This is a genomic window from Flavobacterium aquidurense (assembly GCF_001404985.1).
Classification (GTDB): domain Bacteria; phylum Bacteroidota; class Bacteroidia; order Flavobacteriales; family Flavobacteriaceae; genus Flavobacterium; species Flavobacterium aquidurense_B.
Genome location: NZ_JRLF01000015.1, coordinates 657,061 through 679,119, shown reverse-complemented (window position 1 = coordinate 679,119; position 22,059 = coordinate 657,061). Strand labels below are relative to the sequence as shown.

The window sequence follows — 22,059 nt, the reverse complement described above, 5'->3', positions numbered from 1 at the left end:
AGCAGGGGGCTCATAAAGATTATTTTTTCTTTAATCATTATGAAAACGAATCATAAATCCGATCCATCTACCATCTATACTTTATTCAGTTTCGCAGACATATCTATAAACAGCACTCATAACTGTTCCTGGTATAATTTTATCATTGTACGAATCATTGTAAATTTTTTCAATTATTTCACCATTTCGATCATAAATCACACCATCTGAAGTTGAATATGTTTTCTCAGAGCAATCTAATTTATAAAACTGAACACTTGAACCGCCACCTGTTTTAATTAACTTACCTTTTTTATTTTTACCAGTTTTTATTGGGGGCACTATTTTCAACCAAAATTCTTTTGTATCATAATTATCTTTTTCAAAATATAGATATACTTCTGTTCCGTCTTTAGCTGAAGTTACATACTGAAAGTCATCATTTTGAGAGAATGATTTGCTTGAAATTACAAGGAGAAAAATTGTAAATAATATTTTTTTCATTTTACATAAATTTAAAAAGACACAAAGGACATAAGTTAAAAAGTGATATTTGAGTTTCGATTTTTAGTTTAATAAATTTTGTTCATTTTTATATCTCTTTTAATAAAAACAAAAATCGTTTTTAATTCAAATTAATCAGCAAGTAAAAACACCTGATTTTTATTCAATTTTGATAGCTTCATCGAATTTTCCATTTTCACCATATAAACCTAAATTACCGTTCGATTCTAAAATATAATATTCTCCGTTTTCGTTATTATCTTGATATTTTACTTTTCCATCTTCATTTGATTCAGCAATTTCATTATCCATTTTACTACCATCTTTGAACATAATTCTCATTACTTTTTTTTGCGATAAGTTTTTATAAAGTACTAAACTCGCACCCATTAAACTTTTTTCACTACGCCATTTATTTAAAATTTCTCCCTTTATATCTTCTGTATTCGAAGTTTGTAGATCTTGAATTTCTGTTGATCCCATAATGTTAATTTCTAAAGTCGGGGTAAAATGTGTTGTAGCCCAAGCAAATCCTTCTGTCATATTTGGTATATAATAAAAAATCCAAAGTTTGTTATATTCAGTACGGTCTTCACGAATTTTGGTTGCAATTTCTTGAAGAATTTCTTTGTCGACTTTTTTATTCAAACGAACTTCTACATTATTTTTACTTAAGTCTGGGTTAGGTACTTCTTTTGTAATTTCCCATTTTACATCTTCAGGAATATTTGAGTTTTTTTCGCAAGAGACAGAAATTAGAAGTAGTAAAAAGAATAGTATTTTTTTCATGATTTAAAAGTTTTAATATTAATAGGTTCTAAATTATATTTCAAAAGTAAATCCCTTTAATTCAATGATTTTACGGAAATCCATAAATGCCTAAACTTAATTTATAACAATTTTGTTATATAACAAAATTGTTATAAATTTGTGCCGATCTAAAACAAGAAATCTAATAACATTTAAATACCACAAATAACAACAGATGTAATTTGTAATTTAAATTAAAGCAGATGGCTTCAGTAAATGAGTTGTTGAAACTTCTCAAAAAAGATGGTTGGTTTCTTTATAAAAATGGTGCAAACCATGATTTGTACCGACATGCAACAAAACAGAATCAACTTACTATCCCAAGACATGGAAGTAAAGAAATGGCAAATGGCACTTTAAATAGTATTTTAAAAGCAGCGGGACTTAAATAATTCTACAGCTTTTTAAATTTAAAATTCAGACCAATATGAATACAAAAAAAAGGGTGATTTCGGTTATTATTGAAAAAACGGGTACAGGTTTTTCAGCTTATGCAAAAGAAATTGATGGATTAGCGACAGTTGGTAATAGTATCTCTGAGATAAAAGCAAATTTTAATGAAGTACTTCAATATCATGTAGAATATCTGCAAGAACAAGGAGAAAAGGTTAAAATTGCTGATTTTGATATTAGTTATCAAATAGACCTAGAGCAGGTTTTTGATTATTTTAGTGTAATCAATAAATCTGCTTTTGCAGAGCATTATGCAGGAATGAATCAAAGTTTGTTTAGACAATATACTAAAGGATTAGCGACTTTATCTAGCGACAAAATGTTACAGATTTCTAAAGGCTTGCACAAATTAGCAGATGAATTAAGTGATCTGACTTTGGTTTAAATTATCATATTAGTTAGGTTATTCTTGAAGATCAATTGGAGATAAAAGCCAATTAAAAAACCGAAAACCCCTAGCCCTGATAGTAGTGGAAATCCTTTTTCTGGCTCCTTTAGCCAGGAAAAGATTGTAACGGATAGCAGGAAATAGCTCCAAAAAACCATCATGATTCCATTAAAAATCACCCGTAAAAAACTCAAAAGGTTAATGATAGAATTTTAAACAAAAATTTCGTAATTTTGCACTCCAATAAAAGGAATTAGAAAATGTTAGATAGACTTCAAATAGTAAAACAACGTTTTGACGAGATTTCAGACTTGATTATCCAGCCGGATGTTATTTCTGATCAAAAACGTTATGTGCAATTGAATCAGGAGTACAAAAACCTGAAAGCATTGGCTGAAAAGCGCGATGAATATGTGCTTTTGATGGCTAATATAGATGAGGCAAACGAAATTATTGCTGACGGAAGTGATGCAGATATGACCGAAATGGCCAAAATGCAACTAGATGAAGCAAAAGAAAGATTGCCGGAACTTGAGGAAGAAATCAAGTTTATGTTGATCCCTAAAGATCCTGAAGATGCTAAAAACGTGATGGTCGAGATTCGTGCCGGAACGGGTGGGGATGAAGCGAGTATTTTTGCAGGAGATTTATTTAGAATGTATACCAAGTATTGCGAAAATCAGGGTTGGAGAACTTCTGTAGTAGATATGAACGAAGGAACTTCCGGAGGTTTCAAAGAGGTAATTTTTGAAGTGTCTGGCGAGGATGTTTACGGAACTTTAAAGTTTGAAGCTGGTGTTCACCGTGTACAACGTGTTCCTCAGACTGAAACACAAGGCCGTGTGCATACATCTGCAGCTACTGTTATGGTTTTACCGGAAGCAGAAGAATTTGATGTACAAATTGATATGAACGATGTTCGTGTTGATTTCTTCTGTTCATCAGGACCTGGAGGACAATCTGTAAATACAACGAAATCTGCGGTACGTTTAACGCACATTCCTACGGGATTGGTGGCGCAATGTCAGGATCAGAAATCACAGCATAAAAATAAAGATAAAGCATTGAACGTTTTACGTTCTCGTTTATACGAACAAGAATTAGCTAAGAAAGAAGCCGAAGATGCTACAAAACGTACTTCTCAGGTAAGTTCTGGAGACAGATCTGCTAAGATTCGTACTTACAACTACGCACAAGGTCGTGTAACAGATCACAGAGTTGGTTTGACACTTTACGATTTAGGAAATATCATGAATGGTGACATTCAGAAGATTGTTGCTGAGCTTCAATTGGTAAACAATATGGAGAAATTAAAAGAAGCTTCTGAAGTATTTTAATTAGACTTCTTAGATTTTTGGATTTTTTCTTCTTAGATTCTTGATTTAGAAATATATCTTATATAAAAAGCCGAACTAATTAATAGTTCGGCTTTTTTTTTGTTTCCGCCGCACTTGCGGTTGTATGATAGTTTTTGATTATTTTGTAAGTTGGCATTTCAAAATCTTAGCTTCAGAACAAAAAAGAAAAAGAGACTGTTTCATATTTGAAACAGTCTCTTTTTTGTAAGGTCAAAATCTGATAACTCAGCTTTTGGGCAACTTTGTACCTTTGCGTCTTTGTATCTTTGAACCTTAAAAAATATAGTGAAGGATATTAACTGTTTAACCGTTTGTTTATAAAACGTATAAAGCAAGTTAGATACCTAAAAATACTCTCGAAAATTCGAAACATTTATATAGATTCGAGTAAACGTATACACCATTTTTTAATACTATTTCGCTTAGCTTTTCCATAATACATAAATTTGAGTTAAACAATTACTCTCTTGATGATTCTTTTTGTGATGATTCTTCGTTTGAAGATTCATGATGTGGTTTCGAAACTAAATTAGTTACGACAAGTTGTAATAAGGATCCGGCAATACCTTTGAACATATTGGTACTTTTACCAACAATAAATCTTTTAGCAAGATATCCAATCCCAATACTTAATGCAGATTGTGCCAGATTACTTTTAAAACCTACAGTTTCGTTAATTTCTTCTACTGTATTCCTGATGAGATTAAGAGGTTTTAAATTCTCTTTGATATCATCTATTTCGTCTTTTATAGCGCACCATTCTGCGTCCTGTCGAGCTTCTAATTGTTGAATCGTCTGATTTAATCCATCAATAGTATAAAGAGTTTCCATAACAGTCTTTTTTAGTTATTAATTATTTAAATCAGTTTTGATATCTTTTTTAGTCTCTTTAAGAATACTGGAAATTATCATGTTTCCAATAGGTGTTTTAATAATCTTATGTTGCATTGTATGCATTAGCACAGCAACTATAAGGTAAAAAAGTGCTACGATAAAAAAACCGTAATAATACTCCCCAAGTACTTTACCAAGCCATAAACTAATCCCTATATTAAGGAATAAGGTAAAAAATGCAACAACAGCTCCAACTGCTATTCTTGATGTTAGTGTCGATAAAACATCGGCTACAGCTGATACCGTTTTTAGCTTAAGTAATTCTAAACTTGTCTTGGTATAGTTCTCTGCTTTTTCATAAAGATTTAAGTTCTCGTTTGTTGTTGCATTTGATTCCATGATATAGGGTATTTATGGTTTAAAAATTTCACTTTTTAGTAGTTCGTTTTTACACTTTTTGCTTCGTCTTTGATAGAATTGAAGTCTTCTTTTGCCTGATTGAATTTTGCTTTTCCTTCTTCGATAATATCTTTACTGTTTGAAGTAATTGTACTTAGGATACCATCAACTTTAGTTTTTAAATTATCTCCGTAATCTTTTGATTTATCTGAGATTTTTTTTCTTGTGTTTGACCCTTTGTCCGGTGCGAATAATACACCTAAAAATGCTCCTGCAGCTGCAGCTCCTAAAATTCCTAAAATTGTGTTACTTGCTTTCATAATATTTGATTTAGTGATTAATATAATTATTGTTAAAATGTTTGATTTTTAAACTTCTCGACCTTTAATAAGTCTGAATAGAATTGCGATAATTGCGATTACTAATAATATGTGGATGATACTTCCTAAGCTGTAAACAAAGAAGCCTAAAGCCCAAAGGATAACCAATATTACTGCGATTGTATATAATAAATTTGACATGGTTTTTATTATTAAGGGTTAATTAATTGTTTTTTTCTAGTTTAACTTATACGAAACGTATAATGTTAAGTTGCTGTTTTTTGCGTCTCCTAGAGTATTAAAAGAGTTTCCTAATGCATCAGTTCTGTCTTTACCAACTTTTGTAAGACCGTAGTTGTAACGTAAACCAACACTAATTGGGTTAAAATCTACTCCAATACCTGCAGCGATACCGGCATCAAACTTGTTTAAATCGTCTGTATCTACATCCTCTTCAAATTCAACATCTCCGGTTCCTTTTACTTTAGAACTTACTAAGTATGAAGCATAACCACCGGCTTGAACGTTAAAGTTTTTAGTGATATTAACTCTTACTAACAAAGGAACTTCGATATAGTTTAATTTGAATTTTGCTTCTCCTGTTGCAAAAGCATTATCATATTTTAATTCTGCACCTTTTGTAGTGTACAAAATCTCTGGTTGAATTGCTACAAAATCTGAAATTGGTAATGTTGCATAAAGACCGGCGTTAAAACCGTATAATATATTGTTGTCATCAGCATCTCCATTATATAAGTTAGACATGTTGAATCCTCCCTTTACACCAAACTCTGTAGTTACATTAGTGTCCTGAGCGTGTAGCATTCCAAATGAAGCTGTTAAAAAAAGTGTTAAGGCGCATAAAAAATTTGATTGAATTTTCATAGTTAAAATAATTTAGTTAATAATATATAGGCATTTAATTAATCTCATTTTTGATCCTTTGCATTTCACGAAGGATTTGATATTGTTCAGGTAAATATTGCAGCACTAATTTTAATATTGCTTTGTCATTCGTCTGTTTAGAAATCGATTCCAGCAATCCTATTTGTTCTTGTAACGACTCAGTTACTGATACCAGATAGGTTTTATTAAAATCTGCGCTCTTTGCATCAATCAAATCGTATAAATCCCGTTTATGTGTTGCGTTTATTTCGGTAATAATAATGAGCTTTTTATTCGCCATTTTTGATACTTCCTGCAACAATTGATTCTGATTGTTTTCTATTTTTTTACTCAACTCCTGTATCGTAAAATCTGAACTTTTTTGTTGTGCAATTTGACTTTTAGAAATAATTGATTTACTCACATTTGCTGTCGCAATAAAAAAAAAGGCTTCTATTTCTTCTTTCTCCGTTTTAGTAAAAGTTTCATTTTTTAGTGAATTTTCTATCGGATTATTTTTCTTGCATGACGACATGCAAATTATGATTATCAATAAAAAAATTAGTCTAAAATTTGCCGCTTTTAATTGTTGCGCTGCTTTCATTATTACTTCCTAAAGTATTACATTACAAAGATGCTAACGAAACAAACATTTTGCTTTACAGCATAAAAACGAATCTTTATATAATTCCCATAATCGATTTTTTTATGCGTTTTCCCCTTTATTTTCAGGTATTTATTATTTTCGGTTTAGCACATAAAAAGAAACCATCAGTAGCTACTGATGGTTTCTTTTTATGTTTGAGTATAATTAGAGAGATTTTATTTTCTTACAGATTTCGTCTCAGTTTGCAGTCTGTGTTTAGAGTCTCAGTATTCACTCTCAGTTTCGTTTTACTGTAAAACTGCGACTGCGACTGAATACTGTAAAGTAATCTACTCTGGAAGAAAAACGGTAAAAACGGAACCTTTTCCCGGAGTACTGTCAGCAATAATATGACCTTTATGATTGTCTACTATTTTTTTGCAAATTGCAAGACCAATTCCGGTTCCCGGATAATCTGTTTTTGAATGCAAACGCTGAAATAAAACAAATATCGTTTCTTTAAACTGAGGATCAAATCCCATTCCGTTATCTGTAAAAGTGATCTTATTGAATTTCTTGACATTTGGTTCTAATAAATCAGGATAATCAGTCGAATTTACTTTTTCGCTTTCAATCTTAATTTCAGGAATAATATCCTGCCTTCCATATTTTAAAGAGTTACCAATAAGGTTTATAAAAAGCTGTTCGATTTGATATGGAATAACAGCCAGCTTAGGTAATTTAGAAACTATAATAACAGCTTTCTTTTCCTCTATAATTTCTGCTAATTCAGATTCTGCATTTTCAAGCAGTTCGTTTAAACTTAGTTTTATAAACTCCTTTTTAGTGGTATTTGTTCTGGAGAATAAAAGTAGATCGTCTATTAATACACGCATTCTTTTGGCCGAAACTTCGATTTTAGAAATATAATCTTTTGCACTGTCAGATAACACCGCTTTGTCAGCATCTGAAACCCTCGAAATAAAAGTCTGGATTTTTCTTAGAGGTTCCTGCAAATCATGACTGGCAACGTGATTAAAAGAAGCAAGTTCTTTATTACTTTTTTCTAATTCTCTATTACGTTCCTGAAGTTCTATGTTTAATAAATGTTCATCCGTGATATCAAAATTAATACCCAGTAAAATTTTACTTCCCTGTTGATCTGTCAGTAGTTTTCCGGTAGATTTAAAATAACGAATCTCATAATCCGGTCTTGTGATTTTGTAGTATACAAAAGGCAATTGTTTTTTCTCGACAATTCGCTCCATAGATTTTGCCACTTTTGCCTTATCATCAGGATGAACAAATTCCAGAAAAGTTTCTTTTTCAGGAACAAATGCATTTGGCTCAAAACCCAGTAAGCGAAACTGATTGTCTGAATAATCTATTTTATTAGAATCCAGATCCCATTGCCAGGTGCTGAATTTACCAATGCTTTCAGATTCAGCCATAAGTCCGCTGGAGATCAACAGTTTTTTATTGTAAATTTTCAGGCGTTCAAAATCACGGCTAATTTGTCTGTATGCCAATAAAATAAAAATTAAGGCAACCAGAAATAACGAAATAGAAAATAATGGGCTTAAGGAGATTTCAGCGGCATAAATTTTAAGTCTTTTTGCCAGATAATTTTTCTCGATGTCATTCATTTCATCCACTTGAAAACGAATATTCTCCATTAAGATTCGACCTCCAAACATATGATTGTCGAGTTTTCGCTTATCATATGTTTTGGGATCGCTGTATTTTAGGCAATTTTCAAAAGATACAAAACGCTGGATAATTAGTTTAAATAACTTTTGAAGATTTTTTTGCTGCCTTGGATTATCGGCAGTCAATTTTTTTAAAGTAATAAATGAAGTGTTTACCTTATCACGCGAATAAATATAAGGAGTTAGAAATCGGGCATTACGGGTAATAATATATCCTCGCTGTCCGGTTTCGGCATCCTTAATCGCCGACATTAATCGCTCTAATTGAATGTTTATTTCATACGTATGCATTACCACTTTACTGGATTCATCTAAATCCTTGTTGTGTTTGTAAGCAATTGAAGAAAGAAATAACAGAATGAAAACCGCGATTACAAATATAACTCTCAAAGAGTTTGAAGAATTAAAATTTGGGATCCATTTCATTGGTATGCATTATTATTATTTTAGTCGAAGCAAGAAGTTGTCACGGTTTAAACCTGAGGTATGATAGTGCCAGTTTACTGTTACGACTTCATTTATTATTTTTTTAAGCGTATTAAAATCGCTTGGTTTTTTGATATAAATATTGGCTCCCTGAATAAACGTATCTTCAATATCTTCTTCTGATGATGAAGTAGAGTAGATAGCAATAATAATATTTTTAAGATGTTCTGTTTTTTTAATTTCGATCAAACATTCTTTACCTGTTTTTTTAGGCATATTTAAATCCAGGAACAAAATATCCGGCAATTTAGTTTCAGGATCCATTAAATGATCCATTAATTGCATTCCGTCATGAACAAAATCTACTTTTGTCTGAATTTTTATTTCTTCAAAAGCATCCTTAAAAAAAAGACGATCATCTTCATCATCATCAGCCAATAAAATGTATAATGCGTTTTTTTGCATTTTAGTATGGTATTTGGGTTTTTATTTTAAATTTTCTCTACGTTTCTTAATTATTCTTTGAAATGCTGACGGCGTAATTCCTGTTGTATTTTTAAACTGCGTACTCAAATGCGCTACACTTGAGTAGTTTAGTAAAAAAGCAATTTCTGTCAAACTCATTTCATTAATAATAATTAATTGTTTCGCTCTTTCAATTTTCTGTAAAATGATAAAATTTTCAATAGAAGAATATGTCACTTCTGAGAAAACATTTGACAAGTAACCGTAACTGTGGTTTAATTTCTCAGCTAAAAACACAGAACTTTTATAATTATTGCTGTCTTCCATGAAAACAAGCTCAATTATAGCATCTTTTATTTTTTGTACTAATACACTTTTTTGGTTTTCGACAACCTCAAAGCCACATGGCAGCAAATTATTTTTTAAAGCTTCGAGCGCATCAGCATCAAGATTATCGGCAATTTCGATTTCACCAAATCCCAGAGTTGTAAAATTTACATTTTGTTGTTCCAGATTTTGTTTCAAAAAAAGCGAGCAAATGGTGTTTATGTCGAACTTTATAAATAGTTTCATTTTATAGAAATTTCGTTAAAGATAATTAATTTATTTTTGGTTATAGAGTTTAATGCTTGTTAGCGATATAGAACATTAATGAATTTAAATAAAATTCTCAAAAAAATACCGTCTAATATGTTTTACTAGACGGTATTTTTGATTGATTTAGAACGTTTTACAAGTCAGCAATAATTTTGCGAACTTCGTCTTTTGTTTTTCCTAATTTTTGTTGAAGTTTTCCGTACATTTCGTCTTCTTTACCTTCATCATATAATAAATCGTCATCAGTTAAATCTGCATATTGTTGTTTCAATTTCCCTTTTAACTCATTCCAGTTTCCTTTTATCTCTGTAGTATTCATGATATTTTTTTTAAGTATTAATAGTATTGTAAAATTCTGAATTAACCCTTAGGTTTGTGTTACATTTATTTCGCAAACCGTTTCATAATTCACATTTTGCTCTTTATTAAACTTGATATCGGCGTAAAACCCAGGCCATTTTTTCGTGCTGTTGCAGCAAACCAGTTACAAAATCAGCAGATCCTATATCATTACTGTCTTCTTCAAACGCCGGAATGTAATCTCTGAATTCTGTAACCAGTTGTTCGTGATTTTCTAAAAGCTCTTCAAGCATGTGTTTTTGTGAAGCATATTCTTTTGGAGATTCTTTTAAAGTAGAATTTTCGATAAATTCCTTCATTGTTCCAATAGTTTTTTCTCCAAGCTGACTTATGCGCTCTGCCACTTCATCAATGTTAGCTTCTAAAATTCGATATTGATCCTCAAACAATTTATGAAGCTCCATAAAACTATTTCCAGAAATGTTCCAGTGAAATTTTCTTGTTTTTACATAAAGAGTCATTTCATTAGATAAAATTGTTGCTAATATAGTGGCGCTTTTTTTTAGATTTTTTGGAGTTATTCCTATATGTGGGGTCATAATTGTTTGATTTATTGTTCGTTATCAAAAATATAAAAGTAAGTTTTCATTTTTCTTACATAATTTATTCAAGATGTTACATGAATTCAATGTTTTAGTAACATATTTCTGATTCTAAAAGTGTAGTTTTGCCCCCGAATTTATCTTAAAACCAAATTTTAATGAAAAAAACTTTACTCAGTTTATTACTTATTGCAGTTACATTTTTGGCCAAAGCCCAGTCTTATATGGGATATACTCATGATAATTATGCAGGAGTTCAAAGTGTACTTTTTAATCCGGCATCTATTGCGGATTCTCGTTTTAAAACCGATATAAATTTGTTTTCTATTAGCGGCGCTGTAGCAAATGATTTATACGGAGTTCGCCTTTTTGATGTTTATAAAGATGGATATGATTTTGACAGTCAGTCTAAAATGACACCAAAAAATGCTAATAGTGGTATCGTGAATTTTGATATCATGGGACCCTCTTTTATGTTTAATATTGCTCCTAAACATACGATTGCTGTTTTTACAAGAGCAAGATCTGTAAGTAATCTTAAGAACATAAACGGAAATCTTGTAGACCAGGTAAAAGAAGGTCTGGACAAAGCAAGCGATTTTAACTTTAATGCAGGAAATGCAAATGGTGCGTCGAATACCTGGGGAGAACTCGGAATTTCGTATGCAGCGGTTTTGTATCAAAAAAACCAACATTTTCTTAAAGGAGGTTTAACCGCTAAATATCTTCAGGGTGGTGTAAACGGATATATTAAAGGAAAAGATGTTCATGTTGACTATAACGAAAATACGGTAAATCCTGACAGAGGAACACTTACTTCAAACGGACAAATTACTGTGGGAACGAGCCAGGATTTTGAAGCAAAGGAAGATTATGAATTTGACTCAGGCGCAAGAGGATTTGGTTTTGATTTTGGATTGGTGTACGAATGGAGACCTGATTATGATAAATATGATCTAAGCAAAGCAAAACCTGCTGATAATAACTTTAGAGATTTAAATAAATATAAAGTACGTTTTGGTTTGTCGCTTACTGATATAGGATCAATCAACTACAAAAACTCCAGACAGGATACTTATAATGTAAACGGTACTATTACTCAGGAAATGATTAATGATGCTGATAATTTCTATGATTTCCTTGACGAGCATTATACAAAAACATCTTCTGTTAAAGGGATGAAAACGAATCTACCTACTGCACTTCACGCTGATGTAGATTGGAATATGTACAGAAAATTCTATTTGAATCTTAATGGAGATATCAATATGGTTTCTGCAGATAAAGTAAACGGTTACGGAATCGCTGATCGTGTAACACTTACACCTCGTTACGAATCAAGATGGTTTAGTTTTTATGTGCCAATGACTTATATGCAATACAGCGGAATGCAGGTTGGTTCCGGATTAAGAGTTGGCGCTTTCTTTATTGGTTCAGGTTCTATCCTGACAAATTTAGTTTCGAAAGAATCAAAAGCGGCTGATTTTCATCTTGGGATAAAAATTCCGGTTTACGAAAAGAAATTCAAAGATACAGACGAAGACGGCGTTATAGACAAAGAAGATGCTTGTAGAAAAGTAGCCGGTCCTGCTGAAAACAAAGGTTGTCCTTGGCCGGATACAGATAAAGACGGAGTTTTTGATAAAGATGATACTTGTCCGGATGTAGCTGGTCCTGTAGAAAATAAAGGATGTCCTTGGAAAGATTCTGACGGAGATACGCTTTTAGATAATGTAGATGCTTGTCCTGCAATTGCCGGTCCGGTAGAAAATAAAGGCTGCCCTTGGCCGGATACAGATGGTGACGGTGTTCTTGATAAAGACGATGCGTGCCCAACAGTTGCCGGTTTACCAGAAAATAAAGGTTGTCCGGTTTTAGACGCTGACAAAGACGGAGTTCCTGATAATGTAGATGATTGCCCATTAATTGCTGGTCCAGCAGACAATAAAGGATGTCCTAAAGTGACTAAAGCGACTTTAGAGAAACTAAAAGTAGAAGCTAAATCGATCTTTTTCGTAACCGGAAAAGCAACATTAAGCGATGCAAAAAAAGGAGTAACTTCAGGAAGATTAGATGCTATTAAAGAAATCCTGAAAAATTATCCAAATGCTAAATTTGCGATCAACGGACATACAGACAATGTAGGAAATGCAAAAGCAAACCAAAAATTATCTGAAGCAAGAGCAAAAGTAGTTATGGAAGCCTTGATTGCAAAAGGAGTGAATCCTGATAATTTGACTTCGCAGGGATTTGGTTCTACAAAACCGGTTGCAACGAATAAAACAGCAGCAGGAAGAGCTGAAAACAGAAGAACAGAAATTGTTTACTTAGGTAATTTATAAGCCTGAACAGAATATAAAACTAAAAAGCCATTCGTAATTGAATGGCTTTTTTTATTTTTGCGTACTTCTAAAATACAATCACTTCTGATGCATTAGAAGAACTAAAAAATCAAGAATGACAACACAACAACTACACGAACAAATCCTTTCTAAAAAATCCTTTTTATGCGTTGGATTAGATCCCGATCTAACCAAAATGCCTTCTCATTTATTAGAAACCGAAGATCCTATTTTCGAATTTAATAAAGCCATAATCGATGCAACACATGATTTAGCTGTGGGGTACAAACCCAATACTGCTTTTTTTGAAGCATACGGGATAAAAGGATGGATGTCTTTGCAAAAAACAATCAATTATATCAACGAGAATTTTCCTGAAATTTTTACTATTGCTGATGCTAAACGTGGTGATATTGGGAATACTTCAAGTATGTATGCAAAAGCTTTTTTTGAAGATTTAAATTTTGATAGTGTAACCGTTGCGCCTTATATGGGTAAAGATTCAGTAGAGCCGTTTTTGGCTTTCGAAAATAAACATACCATAATGCTGGCTTTGACTTCTAACGAAGGTGCATTTGATTTTCAGACCTTGACAACAAACGGAAAAGAATTATACAAACAAGTTTTAGAAACCTCTAAAACATGGAAAAACAGTCACAATCTAATGTATGTGGTTGGTGCAACAAAAGCAGAATATTTTGCCGATATCAGGAAGATCGTTCCGGATAGTTTTTTATTAGTTCCGGGAATTGGCGCTCAGGGCGGTAGTTTATCTGAAGTTTGCAAATACGGAATGAATGATAAAGTGGGGTTATTAGTAAACTCAGCAAGAGCTATTATCTACGCCTCAAAAGGAACAGACTTTGCTGAAAAGGCAAGGGAAGAAGCTTTGAAAGTACAGCAGGAAATGGAAGAGATTCTTGCTAATAAATAAAGTTTTTAGTCACAGTCACAGTCACAGTCACAGTTTTGACTGAGACTGAGACTGTAAACTGTATACTATAAACTGAGACTGAGACTGTAAACTGAAACAAAAAAAATGAAACAATTCCTCGATCAACTCGGTACTTCACATTCTTTTGAGACGACTCCTAAAAGTATTATTTCGCTGGTGCCTTCTCAAACCGAATTGCTTTATGATCTGGGTTTAGAAGATAAAATAATCGGAATTACTAAATTTTGTGTTCATCCGTACCATTTAAAATCGACTAAGAAAATTGTTGGCGGAACCAAGAAAATTCATTTTGAGAAGATAAAATTGCTCCAGCCGGATATTATCATTTGCAATAAAGAAGAAAACACGCCGGAAATTGTCGAACAATTAACTACCATTTGTCCGGTTTGGGTAACGAATATTGTTACTGTAGAAGATAATTTTCAGATGATTTCAGACTTTGGTCAGCTTTTTAATTGTAGAACCGAATCTCAAAAATGGAATAACAAATTGGTTTTCGCTTTAAACGATTTCAAAAAATATATTGCAGATATTTCCGTAAAGAAAGCAGCTTATTTTATCTGGAAAAATCCATTTATGGTAGCGGGAAATGATACTTATATCAATGAATTATTAAAATTAAATCATTTTTCGAATATATACGAAGACAAAGGACGTTATCCTGAAATCGAAATAAAAAAGATGCGTCTCGAAGGCGATCCTGATATCGTTTTTCTTTCATCAGAACCGTATCCGTTTAAAGAAGAGGACGCTTTTGAAATAGGCCGATTTACGCATCATGCCAAAACAATTTTTGTCGATGGCGAAATGTTCTCCTGGCACGGGAGTAGATTGCTTAAGGCTTTTTCTTATTTTAAAATACTGCAGGAACGGTTAAAAGATTAATTAAAGGAACTTCTAAATTCTAAAGGCGAAAAATTGGTTTTGCTTTTAAATAATTTATTAAACGATTGCGGATATTCAAAACCCAATTGATAAGCCGTTTCGCTAACACTTAATGAAGTCGTCGTTAATAATTCTTTTGCTTTTTCTATGATTTTATTATGAATATGATGCTGCGTACTTTGTCCTGTCAATGAACGAAGCATGTCGCTTAGATAATTAGGAGAAACATGTAGCTCATCTGAGATATAAGCCACTGTTGGAAGTCCGAATTGCTGTACTTTATCACCTTCGAAATAATCAGATAACAATGTTTCTAATTTCGTTAAAAGTGTATTGTTGGCAGTTTTTCGGGTTATAAATTGTCGGTTATAAAACCTGTTGCAATAATTAAGCAGTAATTCTATATGCGAAATCATTACATCCTGGCTAAAAGCATCAATTGACGAAAGATATTCCTGTTCAATATTTTTCATAATTCCCGTAATCATGATTTCTTCTTTGTCAGAAAGATGGAGCGCTTCATTAACAGAGTACGAAAAATAACCAAAATCCTTAATGTTTTTGGCTAAAGCATAGTTCTGAATAAAATCAGGATGTATCACCAACATAGCGCCATAAACAGCCGAATCAACGGAGACTTCTGTAGAAATAACTTGTCCTGGTGACATAAAAGTCATAACGCCTTCATCAAAATCATAGTAATTTTGTCCGTATTTCATTTTTCCTGTAAAACCTTTTTTGATGCAAACCGTATAAAAATCGTAGACAACACTTTTTAGATTGTCATCAAAATGGCAGGTTATATTACTTAAATCTACAAAACTTACCAGAGGATGTTCCGGTTTTTGAATTTTTAGCAAAGCATGCAGTTCAGATACTGAGTGAATTATATAGGGAGTTTGGGTTTCTTTTTTCATGATGAAATATATAGAATATTTAAGAAATATATAAACAGGGAAGCTTTAGTAAAGATAACCTTTCTTTTAATTGCTATTAGCAATAATTTTCGACTTCGCTCAGCAAATTAGTATTATCAGGCTGAGCGAAGTCAAAGATTTTATTGATCAATACCAGCCATATTAGCTTCGTCGTATCTTGCGCCGGTAATGGTGCCAAGCGGAATAATTTTTTCTAAACGATTCATTTCATCTGTCGATAAAATCATTTGGGCAGCAGCAATATTTTGTTCAACATATTTTACACGCTTAGTTCCCGGAATCGATAAAATATTTTTTGATGCAATCCATGACAATGCTAATTGTGAAGCTGTAATTTGCTTTTCGTCGGCTAATTTCTTGATTTCATTAACCAATTCAATATTTTTAAGAAATTGTGCTCCCTGAAAACGCGGAATCGATTTTCTGAAATCATTTTCAGGAAAATCATCCGGGCTTTTAATATCTCCGGAAATAAAACCTCTTCCTAACGGAGAATAAGCTACAAAACCAATTTCTAATTTGTTTAGCGTATCTAAAATACCTGCTTCTTCCACACTTCTTTCAAATAAGGAATATTCAGTTTGAACGGCAGACAAAGGATGAATTTTGTGCGCTTTTCGAATCGTGTCTGATGAAACTTCAGATAAACCGATGTAACCCACTTTTCCTTCTTTAACCAATTCTGACATAGCGGCAACAGTTTCTTCAATTGGCGTGTTGGGATCAAGTCTGTGCAGGTAATATAAATCGATATAATCTGTACCTAAATTTTTCAGGGAACGTTCTACAGCTTTTTTTACATATTCTTTTTTACCGTTAAATTGCCAGGTAAGCTGCTCATTATCGTCGATTTCGTAACCAAATTTTGTAGCAATTGTATAAGCGTTTCGATTGCCTTTTATGGCTTTCGCAATTAATCTTTCGTTGTGTAAAGGACCATAAAGGTCTGCAGTGTCTAAAAAAATCCCTCCCAGTTCAAGCGAACGGTGAATGGTTGCAATGGCTTCTTTTTCATCGGCTTTGCCATAAATGTCCATTCCTGCAATTTGGGTCATTCCCATACATCCTAATCCAATGTTAGGAACAATAAGACCCTGATTTCCTAATTTAATTTTGTTTATAGCACTCATAATTCCTGTTTTAAATTTTGTTTGAAAATTATAAAGCAAAGATCCGGGAGTATTTCTTTTATAAAGTATCTAAATCTCGTGTAGTTGTATCCAAAATGAGAATTTTAGTTATGGTTTTCTTTTGTTTCAAGTTTCAGTTTTCAAGTTGCTTTGCGATAAAATTATGTTCAAAGTAAAGTAACATGAAACAAAGAAAATCTGAAATCTGAAACAAAACATACTATAAAAAAGAATGCCGGCATCTCGAAGACGCCGGCATCATTTAACTAACCAAAACCAAAATAATAAATAACCAGTTTATTACACTACAAAGATCTAATATATATGAATGTTTTGCTGTTAAGGTTTTGTTATTACTTTGTTGGACATAAGTTAAGATTTATTAATAGTGGTTTCTGAGGTTTCTGTAGCGTTAAATAGCTTTTTATTATTAAAATATAATAACAATCAATTTTGTTTATGAATATCGTAGGTATAAGTTTGTATATTTGATAAAACATTAAAAATCAGCATTATGGATTCGAACAAAAAATTAACAACTGCAACAGGAACTCCCGTTCCGGACAATCAAAATATACAAACTGCCGGTCCACGCGGACCAGTTTTATTACAAGATTTTTGGTTTCTGGAAAAAATGGCACATTTTGATCGCGAGGTTATTCCGGAACGAAGAATGCATGCCAAAGGATCTGGAGCTTACGGAACTTTTACTGTGACTCATGATATTACAAAATATACAAGAGCCGATTTATTTTCTGAAATTGGAAAAAAAACAGAAATGTTCGTACGCTTTTCAACTGTAGCAGGAGAAAGAGGTGCTGCTGATGCTGAAAGAGACATTCGTGGTTTTGCCATGAAATTTTATACAAATGAAGGAAACTGGGATTTGGTAGGAAACAATACTCCGGTTTTCTTTTTTCGTGACCCAATGAAATTTCCCGATTTAAATCACGCCGTAAAACGTGATCCAAGAACCAATTTAAGAAGTGCTGATAACAATTGGGATTTTTGGACTTTATTGCCCGAAGCATTACATCAGGTGACCATCGTAATGAGCGATCGTGGAATTCCAAAATCCTATAGACAAATGCATGGATTTGGAAGTCATACTTTTAGTTTCCTGAATGCGCAAAACGAAAGATATTATGTGAAATTTCATTTTGTTTCACAACAAGGAATTGAAAATTTATCTGATGAAGAAGCTGCGCTGTTAGTTGGTGGAGACAGAGAGAGTCATCAAAGAGATCTATTTGATGCTATTGAAGAAGGAAACTTTCCAAAATGGAAAATGTTTGTTCAAATCATGACCGAAGAGCAAGCTGATAATTATCGTTTCCATCCTTTTGATTTGACTAAAGTTTGGTTAAAAGGTGATTTTCCTCTAATTCCGGTTGGAGAATTCGAATTAAATAAAAATCCTGAAAATTATTTTGCCGAAGTAGAACAAGCAGCTTTTAATCCGGCGCATGTTCCTCCTGGAATTAGCTTTTCGCCGGATAAAATGTTACAAGCCCGTTTATTTTCTTATGGAGATGCACACAGATATCGTTTAGGAGTAAACAACTATCAAATTCCTGTAAATTCATCAAGATGTCCTTATAATACATTTCATAGAGACGGTGCAATGCGTGTAGACGGAAATAATGGCGGACGTAAACATTATGAACCAAATAGTTTTGGAGAATGGCAGGAACAACCGGAATTCAAAGAACCGCCTTTGAAACTTCACGGTGATGCATATGCGCATAATTTTAGAGATGATGATAATGATTATTTCACTCAGCCAGGTCTTTTATTCCGATTATTGACTGATGAGAAAAAACAATTATTATTCAAAAATACTGCTGCACAAGTAGGAGGAGCCCAAAGGTTTATTCAGGTTCGCCATATTAGAAACTGTTATAAAGCAGATCCGGCATACGGAGAAGGTGTAGCAAATGCATTAGGACTAACAATGGATGAAGTAAATAATTTTTCTGATCCAAGATTGTTAATCGAAGTGAGATAATTTTTTTTGAGGTTCAAAGGTTCAAAGTAACAAAGGTTCAAAGTTTTTGAAATTGGGCTTTGATTTTAAATAGCAAACCCGACAGATTTTTAAAACCTGTCGGGTTTGTTTATTAACTTGTGAGGAGAAACTTTGTTCCTAAGAAAAAACAACCGTTTTATTACTGTAAACCATTGTCTTGCGTTCTGCATGCAATTTTATGGCACGTGCTAAAACAATACGTTCCAGATCTCTTCCTTTCATAATAAAATCATCAACAGAATGTATGTGTGAAACGGGAGCAATATCCTGTTCAATAATCGGACCTTCATCTAACTCTGCTGTAACATAATGACTTGTTGCACCAATAATTTTTACACCGCGTTTAAAAGCCGAGTGATAGGGTTTTGCACCTGGAAAAGCAGGTAAAAATGAATGGTGAATATTAATGATCTTATTCTCGTATAATGCAATCAAATTTGGTGTAATAATTTGCATATAGCGCGCCAGTACAATAAAATTGATTTGATATCTTTTTAATAATTCAATTTGTTTTGCTTCGCCTTCTTCTTTGTTGTCTTTTGTAAAAGGCACACAATGAAACGGAATATCAAAACGCTCTGCAATAGATCTTAAATCATTATGATTACTAATGATTACCGGAATTTCAACATTGAGCTCTCCTGCGCTGTATCGACCTAAAATATCAAATAAACAATGGTCATATTTTGAAACAAACAATGCCATTTTGGGTTTTTGTTCCTGATTGTACAAATCCCATGACATATTAAAATCAGTTGCAATTGTTTGATCAAAATCGGCTTTGAGACCATCAATGGTAATGTTATGATTGGTCAATTCGCATTCTAATCGCATAAAAAATACATTTTGCTCCACATCAACATGTTGATCAATGTAGATAATATTTCCTTCTACTTTAGCAATAAAAGTAGTCACTGCGGCGATAATTCCTTTTTGGTCTTTGCAGTGAATCAGAATCGTTATTTTTTGCATTTTAGTTTTTGGGTTAATCGGTTAATTATTTATTTAATCTTTTAAATGCCTGATTCATAGTTCTAAATCAAACAACTAAACTATTAAATGATAAAAAATTATTTCTTGTCCTGCATTGCAAAAACTTTTTTCAACAAAGGCGAAGTTCTTGCATTAATATTGGTACGGATATCTTTTTCTTCAACAGCAATCATTTTAAAAACTCCTGCCAAAGCCTGATTCGTTGTATAATCAGTCAGATCCGGGTTCACTTTTTTGACTAGTGGGATCGTGTTGTATTTGTTGATGATATTTTTCCAAACTACATCAGCACCTACTTTTTCGAAAGAGGTTTTAATCACCGGATTAAATTTTGCGTATAAAGCTGTATTGGTATTGCCTTGCAGATATGTGGTTGCAGCACTTTCATTTCCTAGCAGAATATTCTTAGCATCTGTAAACGACATGTTTTTTACAGCAGAAACAAAAATAGGAGTTGCCTCTTTTACCGCGTCTTCGGCAGCACGATTTAATACTTTTATTCCATCATCGGCAAGAGATGATAAACCTATTTTACGCAAAGTGGCGTCGACTTTTTGCAATTCAGGCGGCATTAAGATTTTTACAGCTTCGTTTTTATAAAAACCATCCACAGCAGTTAGTTTGCTAACTTGTTGTGTAATTCCTTTATTTAAAGCTTCTTTAAGCCCGGATGCAATATCAACACCGCCAACACCTGAAAGCTGAGTAGATAATTTTGATAGTTTTTGAGCTAAAGTTTCTTTTACCTGAGAATAAGAACTTAGAGAAATACAAAGCGATAAAATTAAAATCTTTTTCATTAATAGGGGGTATATAAGTTTCAAAAATACTACATATTCAAAAACAAAGCCACAATTTTATTTCGGGAGTAGAAATATTTTGTTTCATAAATAACATTCGTCATTAGAGACTTTGTTTTTTATAGAAAAGAACGTATTGTAAAAAAAGAATGAATTATAATAAGATCATTATCTAATCCAGATTAGTGGTTACTACTTGCCATTTTTTTTGATCCATAAATTCTTCTGTCCAGCCAAAATGATTTAAAAAAGGAATTAAATATGGTAGTTCTTCATAAATAGAAGGTTGTCCTATTTCTGTATTTGCATAAAATGAATACATTGGTTTAAGTATTTCCGGTGCCATATTATATAATTCTTTGGGGACATTAATACTTTTACGAACCAAAACTCCATTTTTGTATATTTCGATATCATAGAGATCAAAGCACTCCGGATGCCCTTTTAGAACTATAATTTCGCTGTCGTATTGTTTCGAATAATTTATGCAAAATTTCTCCAATCCAAATGATGCACTATCCATTAAAATGGTTCCAAAAGATTCACTTTGATAAAATATATGATGTGCACGAGCTGATATTAACTTATAAACACATGCATCAAAGCTGTCAAGAAAGTTTTTATCTTGTTTTATTTTGATTGTGACAAATTCGTTACTAAAACTATGGGCTAGTATTTGCTGCCAATTGCCATTATTTGGCAAAATGATATAACGAATATATCCCATTCCGTTATTCCAATTCATAATATCGTGAACTTTGAATGTAATTTTATAATCAAACTTAGTGGCGAAAATATTTTGTTAAGGCCAATACATTCTAACATTATAATTCCAATATGTTTTGCTGGAAATATAAGTAGGCTGAAATTCCCTTATCGGAAGATTATTGTGATCGAATATTTCTACTCTTATAATTTTTTCATTACTGTCATCTTTTAAGTCGATATTTCCTTCGGCAGCATCAATAAGTTTCTTTTTCTGGAGGTATAAATCAGGTTTATCAATAATGAAGTTTACAGCAGCTTCATTTTTTGATTCCCGTTCTGCAGCAAAATTTCCGCTGGTATCAAAAGTTTCAATTCTTTGCAAATAATTATTTTTATAATAAAAAAGCTGATAAGCAATTCCGCCATGCATAACCTGAAGTTTTTTCTTATCTAAACGAAAACGCAGTACTTGTTTTTTTGCATTTGTAAATTCTATCGAACCATTTCCTTTTGAATCAATATTATTGAACAATACTTTGGCAGGTTTCGAAAATTGTTTTACTCTATTGGTAAGAGATTGATAGTTTGCCTTAGATTGTGCAAGTATAAAGGCACTTTGAAGAAAAGTGATGTATAATAAAAACAATTTTATTTTATTCATAAG

At 32.5% G+C, this 22,059-nt stretch carries 26 protein-coding genes; 7 read left to right on the top strand and 19 right to left on the bottom strand.

Translation table 11 applies throughout. The features are described 5' to 3' along the window. Positions 1–81: 81 nt before the first annotated feature. Complete coding sequence (locus tag RC62_RS21500; protein ID WP_055098394.1) at positions 82–483, bottom strand: surface-adhesin E family protein; 402 nt, start codon at positions 481–483, stop codon at positions 82–84. Between the two features lie 159 nt (positions 484–642). Then, positions 643–1,272 carry a hypothetical protein gene (locus RC62_RS21495; protein ID WP_055098393.1) on the bottom strand — a complete coding sequence of 210 codons (630 nt, stop codon included), beginning with the start codon at positions 1,270–1,272 and terminating at the stop codon, positions 643–645. A 224-nt stretch (positions 1,273–1,496) separates the two neighbouring features. Here RC62_RS21495 and RC62_RS21490 point away from each other — a divergent pair, with 224 nt between their 5' ends. The 3 genes from RC62_RS21490 to prfA all read left to right on the top strand — a co-directional run bounded on the left by RC62_RS21490 (position 1,497) and on the right by prfA (position 3,471). Then, entirely contained in the window at positions 1,497–1,685 is a 189-nt protein-coding gene (locus tag RC62_RS21490; protein ID WP_055098392.1) for a type II toxin-antitoxin system HicA family toxin, read from the top strand. 35 nt (positions 1,686–1,720) lie between these two features. Continuing rightward, positions 1,721–2,131 (top strand): type II toxin-antitoxin system HicB family antitoxin, encoded by a 411-nt coding sequence (locus RC62_RS21485; RefSeq protein ID WP_055098391.1) that lies wholly within the window; start codon positions 1,721–1,723, stop codon positions 2,129–2,131. Between the two features lie 263 nt (positions 2,132–2,394). Continuing rightward, complete coding sequence (gene prfA, locus RC62_RS21480) at positions 2,395–3,471, top strand: peptide chain release factor 1 (RefSeq protein WP_026981929.1); 1,077 nt, start codon at positions 2,395–2,397, stop codon at positions 3,469–3,471. A gap of 480 nt (positions 3,472–3,951) precedes the next feature. Here the strand turns inward: prfA and RC62_RS21475 are convergent, their stop codons facing one another. The 11 genes from RC62_RS21475 to RC62_RS21430 form a co-directional block, all read right to left on the bottom strand. Continuing rightward, positions 3,952–4,323: a hypothetical protein gene (locus RC62_RS21475; RefSeq protein ID WP_055098390.1), complete on the bottom strand. Its 372-nt coding sequence runs from the start codon at positions 4,321–4,323 to the stop codon at positions 3,952–3,954. 18 nt (positions 4,324–4,341) lie between these two features. After that, positions 4,342–4,725, bottom strand: a complete 384-nt coding sequence (locus tag RC62_RS21470) for a hypothetical protein (protein WP_055098389.1) — start codon at positions 4,723–4,725, stop codon at positions 4,342–4,344. Positions 4,726–4,760: 35 nt separating this feature from the next. Further along, entirely contained in the window at positions 4,761–5,045 is a 285-nt protein-coding gene (locus RC62_RS21465; RefSeq protein ID WP_055098388.1) for a YtxH domain-containing protein, read from the bottom strand. Positions 5,046–5,093: 48 nt separating this feature from the next. Next, positions 5,094–5,246 carry a lmo0937 family membrane protein gene (locus RC62_RS22940; RefSeq protein ID WP_109746162.1) on the bottom strand — a complete coding sequence of 51 codons (153 nt, stop codon included), beginning with the start codon at positions 5,244–5,246 and terminating at the stop codon, positions 5,094–5,096. A gap of 36 nt (positions 5,247–5,282) precedes the next feature. Beyond that, positions 5,283–5,930, bottom strand: coding sequence for a porin family protein (locus RC62_RS21460; RefSeq protein WP_055098387.1), 648 nt, complete (start codon positions 5,928–5,930; stop codon positions 5,283–5,285). Between the two features lie 34 nt (positions 5,931–5,964). Next, positions 5,965–6,465, bottom strand: a complete 501-nt coding sequence (locus RC62_RS21455) for a DUF4142 domain-containing protein (RefSeq protein WP_245176858.1) — start codon at positions 6,463–6,465, stop codon at positions 5,965–5,967. A 401-nt stretch (positions 6,466–6,866) separates the two neighbouring features. After that, entirely contained in the window at positions 6,867–8,651 is a 1,785-nt protein-coding gene (locus RC62_RS21450; RefSeq protein ID WP_055098385.1) for a CHASE3 domain-containing protein, read from the bottom strand. A gap of 15 nt (positions 8,652–8,666) precedes the next feature. Continuing rightward, positions 8,667–9,116 carry a response regulator gene (locus RC62_RS21445; protein WP_055098384.1) on the bottom strand — a complete coding sequence of 150 codons (450 nt, stop codon included), beginning with the start codon at positions 9,114–9,116 and terminating at the stop codon, positions 8,667–8,669. A gap of 21 nt (positions 9,117–9,137) precedes the next feature. Next, positions 9,138–9,689 carry a helix-turn-helix domain-containing protein gene (locus tag RC62_RS21440; RefSeq protein ID WP_055098383.1) on the bottom strand — a complete coding sequence of 184 codons (552 nt, stop codon included), beginning with the start codon at positions 9,687–9,689 and terminating at the stop codon, positions 9,138–9,140. 157 nt (positions 9,690–9,846) lie between these two features. Continuing rightward, positions 9,847–10,032: a CsbD family protein gene (locus tag RC62_RS21435; RefSeq protein ID WP_055098382.1), complete on the bottom strand. Its 186-nt coding sequence runs from the start codon at positions 10,030–10,032 to the stop codon at positions 9,847–9,849. 106 nt (positions 10,033–10,138) lie between these two features. Further along, complete coding sequence (locus tag RC62_RS21430) at positions 10,139–10,612, bottom strand: Dps family protein (protein WP_055098381.1); 474 nt, start codon at positions 10,610–10,612, stop codon at positions 10,139–10,141. Positions 10,613–10,773: 161 nt separating this feature from the next. On the opposite strand from RC62_RS21430, the gene RC62_RS21425 reads away from it, so the two are divergent. The 3 genes from RC62_RS21425 to RC62_RS21415 all read left to right on the top strand — a co-directional run bounded on the left by RC62_RS21425 (position 10,774) and on the right by RC62_RS21415 (position 14,797). After that, positions 10,774–12,957 carry a DUF5723 family protein gene (locus tag RC62_RS21425; RefSeq protein WP_055098380.1) on the top strand — a complete coding sequence of 728 codons (2,184 nt, stop codon included), beginning with the start codon at positions 10,774–10,776 and terminating at the stop codon, positions 12,955–12,957. Between the two features lie 115 nt (positions 12,958–13,072). Continuing rightward, the gene (gene pyrF / locus RC62_RS21420) at positions 13,073–13,891 is read left to right on the top strand and encodes an orotidine-5'-phosphate decarboxylase (protein WP_055098379.1); all 819 of its coding nucleotides are present in this window, start codon (positions 13,073–13,075) and stop codon (positions 13,889–13,891) included. Between the two features lie 105 nt (positions 13,892–13,996). Continuing rightward, positions 13,997–14,797: an ABC transporter substrate-binding protein gene (locus RC62_RS21415; RefSeq protein ID WP_055098378.1), complete on the top strand. Its 801-nt coding sequence runs from the start codon at positions 13,997–13,999 to the stop codon at positions 14,795–14,797. On the opposite strand, the gene RC62_RS21410 is transcribed toward RC62_RS21415, so the two are convergent. Beyond that, positions 14,794–15,714: a helix-turn-helix domain-containing protein gene (locus RC62_RS21410; protein ID WP_055098377.1), complete on the bottom strand. Its 921-nt coding sequence runs from the start codon at positions 15,712–15,714 to the stop codon at positions 14,794–14,796. The two genes, RC62_RS21415 and RC62_RS21410, sit on opposite strands and share 4 nt — an antisense overlap. A 140-nt stretch (positions 15,715–15,854) precedes the next feature. Next, complete coding sequence (locus RC62_RS21405) at positions 15,855–16,865, bottom strand: aldo/keto reductase (protein ID WP_055098612.1); 1,011 nt, start codon at positions 16,863–16,865, stop codon at positions 15,855–15,857. A gap of 514 nt (positions 16,866–17,379) precedes the next feature. Here RC62_RS21405 and RC62_RS21400 point away from each other — a divergent pair. Continuing rightward, a complete protein-coding gene (locus RC62_RS21400) occupies positions 17,380–18,873 on the top strand; it encodes a catalase (RefSeq protein WP_055098376.1) in 1,494 nt (497 codons plus the stop codon). A gap of 138 nt (positions 18,874–19,011) precedes the next feature. Here RC62_RS21400 and purU read toward each other — a convergent pair whose 3' ends face one another. The 4 genes from purU to RC62_RS21380 form a co-directional block, all read right to left on the bottom strand. Next, positions 19,012–19,866, bottom strand: a complete 855-nt coding sequence (gene purU / locus RC62_RS21395; RefSeq protein WP_055098375.1) for a formyltetrahydrofolate deformylase — start codon at positions 19,864–19,866, stop codon at positions 19,012–19,014. A 98-nt stretch (positions 19,867–19,964) separates the two neighbouring features. Continuing rightward, complete coding sequence (locus tag RC62_RS21390; protein ID WP_055098374.1) at positions 19,965–20,687, bottom strand: DUF4197 domain-containing protein; 723 nt, start codon at positions 20,685–20,687, stop codon at positions 19,965–19,967. Positions 20,688–20,859: 172 nt separating this feature from the next. Next, positions 20,860–21,432 (bottom strand): hypothetical protein, encoded by a 573-nt coding sequence (locus RC62_RS21385; RefSeq protein WP_055098373.1) that lies wholly within the window; start codon positions 21,430–21,432, stop codon positions 20,860–20,862. Positions 21,433–21,489: 57 nt separating this feature from the next. After that, entirely contained in the window at positions 21,490–22,056 is a 567-nt protein-coding gene (locus tag RC62_RS21380) for a hypothetical protein (protein ID WP_055098372.1), read from the bottom strand. Positions 22,057–22,059: the final 3 nt, after the last annotated feature.

What these genes read in the sequence shown, in the direction of transcription:
- RC62_RS21435 (WP_055098382.1), bottom strand. Translation starts at nt 10,032, where the DNA reads ATGAATACTACAGAGATAAAAGGAAACTGGAATGAGTTAAAAGGGAAA.
- pyrF (WP_055098379.1), top strand. Translation starts at nt 13,073, where the DNA reads ATGACAACACAACAACTACACGAACAAATCCTTTCTAAAAAATCCTTT.
- RC62_RS21460 (WP_055098387.1), bottom strand. Translation starts at nt 5,930, where the DNA reads ATGAAAATTCAATCAAATTTTTTATGCGCCTTAACACTTTTTTTAACA.
- RC62_RS21455 (WP_245176858.1), bottom strand. Translation starts at nt 6,465, where the DNA reads ATGTCGTCATGCAAGAAAAATAATCCGATAGAAAATTCACTAAAAAAT.
- RC62_RS21405 (WP_055098612.1), bottom strand. Translation starts at nt 16,865, where the DNA reads ATGAGTGCTATAAACAAAATTAAATTAGGAAATCAGGGTCTTATTGTT.
- RC62_RS21410 (WP_055098377.1), bottom strand. Translation starts at nt 15,714, where the DNA reads ATGAAAAAAGAAACCCAAACTCCCTATATAATTCACTCAGTATCTGAA.
- RC62_RS21500 (WP_055098394.1), bottom strand. Translation starts at nt 483, where the DNA reads ATGAAAAAAATATTATTTACAATTTTTCTCCTTGTAATTTCAAGCAAA.
- RC62_RS21415 (WP_055098378.1), top strand. Translation starts at nt 13,997, where the DNA reads ATGAAACAATTCCTCGATCAACTCGGTACTTCACATTCTTTTGAGACG.
- prfA (WP_026981929.1), top strand. Translation starts at nt 2,395, where the DNA reads ATGTTAGATAGACTTCAAATAGTAAAACAACGTTTTGACGAGATTTCA.
- RC62_RS21450 (WP_055098385.1), bottom strand. Translation starts at nt 8,651, where the DNA reads ATGAAATGGATCCCAAATTTTAATTCTTCAAACTCTTTGAGAGTTATA.
- RC62_RS21490 (WP_055098392.1), top strand. Translation starts at nt 1,497, where the DNA reads ATGGCTTCAGTAAATGAGTTGTTGAAACTTCTCAAAAAAGATGGTTGG.
- RC62_RS21475 (WP_055098390.1), bottom strand. Translation starts at nt 4,323, where the DNA reads ATGGAAACTCTTTATACTATTGATGGATTAAATCAGACGATTCAACAA.
- RC62_RS21470 (WP_055098389.1), bottom strand. Translation starts at nt 4,725, where the DNA reads ATGGAATCAAATGCAACAACAAACGAGAACTTAAATCTTTATGAAAAA.
- RC62_RS21430 (WP_055098381.1), bottom strand. Translation starts at nt 10,612, where the DNA reads ATGACCCCACATATAGGAATAACTCCAAAAAATCTAAAAAAAAGCGCC.
- RC62_RS21390 (WP_055098374.1), bottom strand. Translation starts at nt 20,687, where the DNA reads ATGAAAAAGATTTTAATTTTATCGCTTTGTATTTCTCTAAGTTCTTAT.
- RC62_RS22940 (WP_109746162.1), bottom strand. Translation starts at nt 5,246, where the DNA reads ATGTCAAATTTATTATATACAATCGCAGTAATATTGGTTATCCTTTGG.
- RC62_RS21440 (WP_055098383.1), bottom strand. Translation starts at nt 9,689, where the DNA reads ATGAAACTATTTATAAAGTTCGACATAAACACCATTTGCTCGCTTTTT.
- RC62_RS21485 (WP_055098391.1), top strand. Translation starts at nt 1,721, where the DNA reads ATGAATACAAAAAAAAGGGTGATTTCGGTTATTATTGAAAAAACGGGT.
- RC62_RS21380 (WP_055098372.1), bottom strand. Translation starts at nt 22,056, where the DNA reads ATGAATAAAATAAAATTGTTTTTATTATACATCACTTTTCTTCAAAGT.
- RC62_RS21385 (WP_055098373.1), bottom strand. Translation starts at nt 21,432, where the DNA reads ATGAATTGGAATAACGGAATGGGATATATTCGTTATATCATTTTGCCA.
- purU (WP_055098375.1), bottom strand. Translation starts at nt 19,866, where the DNA reads ATGCAAAAAATAACGATTCTGATTCACTGCAAAGACCAAAAAGGAATT.
- RC62_RS21465 (WP_055098388.1), bottom strand. Translation starts at nt 5,045, where the DNA reads ATGAAAGCAAGTAACACAATTTTAGGAATTTTAGGAGCTGCAGCTGCA.
- RC62_RS21445 (WP_055098384.1), bottom strand. Translation starts at nt 9,116, where the DNA reads ATGCAAAAAAACGCATTATACATTTTATTGGCTGATGATGATGAAGAT.
- RC62_RS21425 (WP_055098380.1), top strand. Translation starts at nt 10,774, where the DNA reads ATGAAAAAAACTTTACTCAGTTTATTACTTATTGCAGTTACATTTTTG.
- RC62_RS21495 (WP_055098393.1), bottom strand. Translation starts at nt 1,272, where the DNA reads ATGAAAAAAATACTATTCTTTTTACTACTTCTAATTTCTGTCTCTTGC.
- RC62_RS21400 (WP_055098376.1), top strand. Translation starts at nt 17,380, where the DNA reads ATGGATTCGAACAAAAAATTAACAACTGCAACAGGAACTCCCGTTCCG.